This window comes from Microvirga arabica, assembly GCF_016811235.1.
GTDB lineage: Bacteria > Pseudomonadota > Alphaproteobacteria > Rhizobiales > Beijerinckiaceae > Microvirga > Microvirga arabica.
The window spans coordinates 43,634-50,382 of sequence record NZ_JAFBID010000041.1 but is presented as its reverse complement, the minus strand read 5'-3'; the positions used below and the strand labels follow the sequence as shown (position 1 = coordinate 50,382).

The 6,749-nt window shown below is 50.3% G+C and carries 5 protein-coding genes; 4 read left to right on the top strand and 1 reads right to left on the bottom strand.

Annotated features, from left to right (window positions below; all coding sequences use genetic code 11):
- Positions 1-656, bottom strand: a 656-nt coding sequence (locus JQC81_RS19200) for a 3-deoxy-7-phosphoheptulonate synthase (protein WP_203273386.1), incomplete at its 3' end; no start/stop codon positions are given.
- A 607-nt stretch (positions 657-1,263) separates the two neighbouring features.
- Here JQC81_RS19200 and JQC81_RS19195 point away from each other — a divergent pair.
- The 4 genes from JQC81_RS19195 to JQC81_RS19180 all read left to right on the top strand — a co-directional run bounded on the left by JQC81_RS19195 (position 1,264) and on the right by JQC81_RS19180 (position 6,700).
- The gene (locus tag JQC81_RS19195) at positions 1,264-3,087 is read left to right on the top strand and encodes a hypothetical protein (RefSeq protein WP_203273385.1); all 1,824 of its coding nucleotides are present in this window, start codon (positions 1,264-1,266) and stop codon (positions 3,085-3,087) included.
- A 208-nt stretch (positions 3,088-3,295) separates the two neighbouring features.
- The gene (locus JQC81_RS19190) at positions 3,296-4,357 is read left to right on the top strand and encodes a Gfo/Idh/MocA family protein (protein WP_203273384.1); all 1,062 of its coding nucleotides are present in this window, start codon (positions 3,296-3,298) and stop codon (positions 4,355-4,357) included.
- Positions 4,358-4,514: 157 nt separating this feature from the next.
- Positions 4,515-5,534 (top strand): ATP-grasp domain-containing protein, encoded by a 1,020-nt coding sequence (locus JQC81_RS19185; RefSeq protein WP_203273383.1) that lies wholly within the window; start codon positions 4,515-4,517, stop codon positions 5,532-5,534.
- Positions 5,535-5,584: 50 nt separating this feature from the next.
- Entirely contained in the window at positions 5,585-6,700 is a 1,116-nt protein-coding gene (locus tag JQC81_RS19180) for a DegT/DnrJ/EryC1/StrS family aminotransferase (RefSeq protein ID WP_203273382.1), read from the top strand.
- Positions 6,701-6,749 lie beyond the last annotated feature (49 nt).

Sequence of the window (6,749 nt, the reverse complement as noted above, 5' to 3'; positions counted from 1 at the left end):
TCGATCCCGATGGCCCGCATGAAGTTGATGCTCTCGGTGATCCGCTCGGCCAGCTCGCTATAGCGCGAGGATTGCGGTGAATCCTTCACGAAGCCGAGCATCCAGCGATGGGCGTTCTCGAGATTGGCGTAACCGCCGGTCGCAAAGGCGCGGATCAGGTTGAGCGTCGCGGCCGACTGGCGGTAGGCCATGAGCTGGCGGCGCGGATCGGGCGTGCGGGCCTCGGGCGTGAAGGCGATGTCGCTGATGATGTCGCCCCGGTAGCTCGGCAGCTCGACGCCGTCGATGGTCTCGGTCGGAGCCGAACGCGGCTTGGCAAACTGGCCAGCCACGCGGCCGACCCTCACCACGGGCGAGCCGCCCGCATAGGTGAGCACCACGGCCATCTGCAGGAACAGGCGGAAGAAATCGCGGATGTTGTCGGCCGAATGCTCGGCGAAGCTCTCGGCGCAATCGCCGCCCTGGAGCAGGAAGGCCTCGCCTTTGGCGACCTTGGCCAGGGTCTTCTTCAGCTTGCGGGCCTCGCCGGCAAAGACAAGCGGAGGAAAGCCGGCGAGCTGCTGCTCGACGCTCTCAAGCGCCTCAAGGTCCGGATAGGCTGGAACCTGCTGGATCGGCTTGTTTCTCCAGCTGTCGGGCGTCCACCGCTCAGTCATGACACTTACCCCCGTGTCCTTTCTTCAATGCTCATCGTGCGCCGCAACAAGCGGCATGAAACGGCACCTATACACAATCAAATAAAAAAGACGAATAGATAGCGAGCGCGCGTCGGTGCGACGATTACGTCATCCCACAGCGATGTACTCAACAGGTCAGCGCCCGGGGAGCGATTTTTCATTGTCTGAAGGATATTCGATCGCGCGCAACGGGCAGCCGGGCTTATCAGCAGAGCAGAAAAGGGAACTCTGGACTCAGTGCAAAACTCGCACATCGCTGAGCGACATCGGCTGTGCTCTTGGCAAACATGCCCGGTAAGTCTGATGCTCTGAGAACCTGGACACCTGCATGGCCTTTCCTCTTCTCCCAACCGGGAGACATTACGGAACAATTTTCATTTTGGCTGGTCCAAATTCCAGGGAGAAGGTCAGCGGCGTCGGAGACGTCGCTGCCACCCGATGCTGTTCACCCGTTATCAACATCCGAGATCAACAGCTGTTCATGTTCACGAAACGTCTGGCGTGGTTATGGAATCGTGTGTAAAGGACCCCACACAAAATTTTGCTATGCATACTTACCATAGCACGAGCTACGGAGACGGCTCCAATGAATGATTTGCTGGCCAAAATCAGGCGAAAGATAGGTCAAAGGCAGGAAGTCGGTGAAAGTTCGGATACTATCCGAAAGCCAGATGTAAGGATGTTTTTCGCTGGAGATTGGTATCTTGAGACCAATCCTGACGTTAAGGCCCAGGAGGCTGATCCCCTTGATCACTATCTTCAGTTCGGCTGGAAGGAGGGGCGTAATCCCACACCGAATTTCAGCGTCAAGGGCTACTTGGCGAGCAATCCTGATGTTGCAGCTTCCGGTCTGGAGCCATTCACACATTATATCGAATTTGGTTTAAGAGAAGGGCGGCCGCTGGAGCCTCGGAGCGCATCTTCTGGAAGATTGCCAAGTGATTTCGATCACGCGTACGCCTTCCACTCGGTCCAGGATCAAACATTTCCTCTCGCCGCCGAGTCGTTAGACGGAAGTTCGGATATTATCCGAAAGCCAGATGTAAGGATGTTTTTCGCTGGAGATTGGTATCTTGAGACCAATCCTGACGTTAAGGCCCAGGAGGCTGATCCCCTTGATCACTATCTTCAGTTCGGCTGGAAGGAGGGGCGTAATCCCACACCGAATTTCAGCGTCAAGGGCTACTTGGCGAGCAATCCTGATGTTGCAGCTTCCGGTCTGGAGCCATTCACACATTATATCGAATTTGGTTTAAGAGAAGGGCGGCCGCTGGAGCCTCGGAGCGCATCTTCTGGAAGATTGCCAAGTGATTTCGATCACGCGTACGCCTTCCACTCGGTCCAGGATCAAACATTTCCTCTCGCCGCCGAGTCTGCTGAAAACGTCATGGTGATTCTGATTCCTGAGCACAACACAATGAGCGGAGGGATCTATTCATTTTTTTCGATCGCCAAGACGGTATATAATCTTCGGTTTAAGCATGAATATTTTGTCTTACTGATGACGCGTCCGACGAGGAGCAACGTCACCTACACGAGACAAAAAAATTTCAGAAACAGTGAAGATGTCTTCAGGTTCGAGCAGTTGCAAAGGTGCCGCGCTGCCAAGACGGTATATATTCATATTCCAGAGTACGCGGCACCTGGATTTGTTAGGTCTATCGATCATGACATGATGCACTACCTCAGGTCACGTGAACGACTTTTTGTAAACATTCTGAACCAGAAGACCGATATAATGCCCGAGAAGGAGGATTTCACTGATTTGAGAAGCATCGCTGATGGCATATCGCAATCTGTTGCGCACCATGCCTATTTCAGTCAGAAATTTGCGGACAAGTATGATCTGCCTACTCTTCTTCTCCCAGCTTATACTGATCTAAGTGGGTACGAACCACTTTCTTTCCAAGACAAGGATAAGTTGATTATCTACTCTCCCGACGACTCTCCTTGGCGAGAATCAACGCTCGCAAGACTTCGTGAGCATCTTCCAGACTATACTTTAAGAGAAATACGAGACGTCACGTTTGATGAGTACATGGACTTAGCGACGCGCTGCAGGTTCTCGATCACCTTCGGAGAAGGCTTCGATGGTTATCTGGCGCAACCAATCCACCAAGGTGGTGTCGGTTTCGCAGTTTATAATGATGAATTTTTTCCCTCGCCCGATATGCTCCATTTCAAGAACATTTTTTCGTCTGGTGAGGATATGGAGAACAATATCGTTGACAGGATAAAATACCTAGAAAATAGCTATTCAGCCTATCAATCTGCAAATAAAGCGATGATCGACTTGTACCACCGTCTTTATTCGAAGGAAGACTACATCCATCGGGTACTGAAGCTGATTAGGAGGGATTTTGAGTACTATCCGCTTCATATGACGAGCCATAGTGGGATCCGCCTATAGTTGGCCAACTCGCTTTGGCGAACTAGCGAGTTGTATTATTCCTTAGGAATAGAGATCTTGGCAGATATCAAAGCGCAATATCCTATGCGAGCGAGATCGATTGAAAATGAATGGCCACAACCGTGCGATAAAGTTGCGCATGCGCAGTGAATAGAGTCACAAGACGTACAATCAACTTCGCAGGCAATCCGGAAATGGGCTCTCTTAAATGACACGTCAGCTTAACATCTTATTGTCGGGACCTGGGCTTATCGGTCGCCAGCATGCAGAGCTTCTATCAAACCACCCCAAGTGCCACCTGGGCGGTGTTGTGGCTCCTCCCTCTGAGCCTAACCTAACCTTTTGTCAATCGTTAGAGGTGCCACTCTTCAAGGATATTGGAGAAGCTCTCACGTCGGACAATTTTGACGGAGTCATAATCAGTTCTCCCAACAACTTTCACGCAGAGCAGGCGACAGTTTGCGTCCAAAATGGTATTCCGGCGCTTGTAGAAAAGCCGGTTACAGATACATTGGAATCGGCGCGTGACTTGGCCGACCTCTCGGAACAAACTGGAATTCCTATTCTTGTTGGGCACCATCGGACATATAGTACATTACTGGAAGCTGCTGAGAAATTCCTGCGGTCAGTGGAATTTGGGCGACCTGTAGCACTGCAAGGTTCAGCACTGTTTCATAAACCCACTCAGTACTTTTTGGATGGACCTTGGCGCACGCGAATGGGCGGTGGTCCGCTTCTAATCAATCTTATTCACGAAATTGGGATTATGCGACTTCTGTTCGGAGAGATCGCTAGCGTGTTCGCAGACGCTTCAAACTCGGTACGGGGATTTGAAGTTGAAGACACCGTAGCAATCACGCTGCGATTTACCAGCGGCGCTCTTGGAAGTTTCTTATTGTCCGATGTCGCTGCCAGTAACAAAAGTTGGGAGATGACTAGCGGTGAAAACCGAAAGTATCCCCACTACCCAGCGAGTGATTGTTACCATTTCGCCGGTTCCAATGGGTCCCTCGATTTTCCTAGCATGCGTGTCCGATATTACTCCGGGAATTTGGAACCCTCTTGGTGGTCACCATTCGAAGAAGAAGAGCTAGACTTTATTCCTGATGACCCTCTAAGGCGTCAGCTTGATCATTTCGTTGACGTCATCCATACCAACGCCATGCCCAAAGTGTCTGCACGTGATGGTTACAAGAACATGCTTGTCGTTCAGGCGATAAACAAGTCGATCCACCGTCATGGCATAGTTTATCTATCGGAAGTATCTTAAGCGACCAAAGCGGGAACTTGAAGTGAAGGTTCTACTCCTAGATTCAGCATTTGCAGCCGCCCCCATATATAAGGGGCTTATCGAGGCCGGCCATGACGTTTGGGTTATGGGGAATAGGCCGGCAGACTTGTTGGCCCGAGTCGCGGAGACTAGATGGGTGGATCACAACTACGGCGACGTTTCCGGCGTGCAGGCTCATATCAATCAGTTAGGCATAGAGTGCGTTATTCCAGGTTGTACGGATGTATCTCTGGAAACATGCGTACAGCTATCTTCAAATGTTCAACTGCTTGATGACGCGGAGACGAACTCCTGGTTATCTAATAAGGCCCGGTTTCGTGCGCTTTGTGATCAACTTGATCTCCCTGCACCGCGAGTGGTGAACTCAGTCTCTTTCCCCCGAGAAGGACGTTACATTTGTAAACCAGTCGATTCTTATAGCGGACGCGGAATTTCAGTATTCGACGGCGCCGATATGCTGGCGCAGGCCGCCGCAATCGCGCAAGCTCGGGCCGCCAGCCGCTGTGGCGAGTCGCTCATCGAAACTTACGTAGGAAATGCTCTTTACAGCTGTAGTGGCTTCTTAAAAGATCAACGATTTACCGATGTGTTTTTCGTGAAAGAAGGCTCGTCGACAAATCCGTATGCCGTTGACACTAGTTTCGTGGTTGACAATTTCCCTAGCAAACATGGAGAACGGCTAAAGGGGGCCTTGGAGCGGTTGGCGGCGCATCTGCGCTTGAAAAATGGCCTTTTGCACACACAATTCATTTTGTCAGCTCAAGGACCGATGATTGTTGAGGTCTCACGCAGATGCCCTGGCGATCTTTATCCCTTACTAATCGAATATAGCACTGGGTTCCGCTATGGAGCGAAATATGCGGCATCTCTGGCAGGGTATGAGCTCGAAGCTAACAACCCAGCGAAACGCTACATACTCCGGCACACAGTGACAGCTGATTATAACGTTGAATATGGCGGAATCGTTTTCACTCATAATTCACCAATCTTAGCATTTTATCCTATAACCTGTATGGGCGAAATGCTATTGGCTAGGCAGGGAAATAGGGCTGGCATCCTGTTCAGCGAGTACTGTTCACAAAGCGGGTTAGAGGACGCCTACAATTTATTCCTCAGGCGCGACAGGTATAGTGTTCTTGGTGCGCTTCCCCATTAACTGATGCTCTGATGGACCCTAGTTCCCTTCCTCAGTTGGATAACCCTAATATGACGTCACCTCTTTTTGTCGCGAAACCTGTGCTGCCTAAGCTTGAAGACTTTATTCCCTACCTCGAGGAAATTTGGCGAAGCGAAGTACTCACCAACAACGGTCCATTTCACCAAAAGCTAGAGCAAGCGCTCGAGAGCTATCTCGGGGCTCCCTGCGCTATGTTGTTCAACAATGGGACTATAGCTCTACTCGTCGCGCTGAAGATGCTAGATTTACCCCCTGGGAGTGAGGTGATCACGACGCCGCTGACATTCGCTGCAACTGCGCATTCGATTACATGGAATGGCCTGAAGCCGGTGTTCGCCGATGTTGACCCGGAAACACTTACGATTGATCCCAAGGCGGTAGAGAAGGCAATCACCGCCAAGACATCCGCCATCCTAGCAGTTCATGTTTATGGCACGGTATGCGACACTGTTAAGCTTCAAGATATCGCAAACCGAAATGGAATTCGGCTGATCTACGACGCGGCACATGTGTTTGGAACCACTATATCCGGTGTACCGATCGGAACTTTCGGTGACGTTTCGGTTTTTTCCTTTCACGCCACCAAACTGTTCAATACGTTCGAGGGAGGGTTGATTACTACCCAGAGCGCTATAGACAAAGATCGCGTGTATTTTCTTCGTAATTTTGGCATCAAGAACGAAGAAGAAGTCGTAGATATAGGCATCAATGGAAAAATGAACGAGATGCAGGCCGCAATAGGACTGCTTAACTTGCAACTAGTTAATCGAGAGCGCGCAATTCGCGCTGAGTTGCGGCGGGATTATAATAACATTTTGCACAATGTAGCCGGTATTCGAACGCCAAAGGAACAATCTGGTGTGTCGAATTCCGAGCAGTATTACCATATTGTAATTGATCCTGTGGTTTTTTCCCGGAGCAGAGACGACATTTACAAAGAGCTGAAGCAAGCGGGCATATTCTCAAGAAAGTATTTTCATCCGATATGCACAGATTTCTCTCCCTATAAAGGCAATGTCATACACTCAGCTTATGAGGAACCGTATGTTGAGACTGTAAAGACGCGTGTACTCTGCTTACCGTTTCACAGTGGTGTTACGGAAGATCACTTAAAACTGATAGATCAAGTCTTCAACCGCCGATGAAACCACTATCTCACTACTACATTCTATGACTGGCTGCAATTCTAGAGCA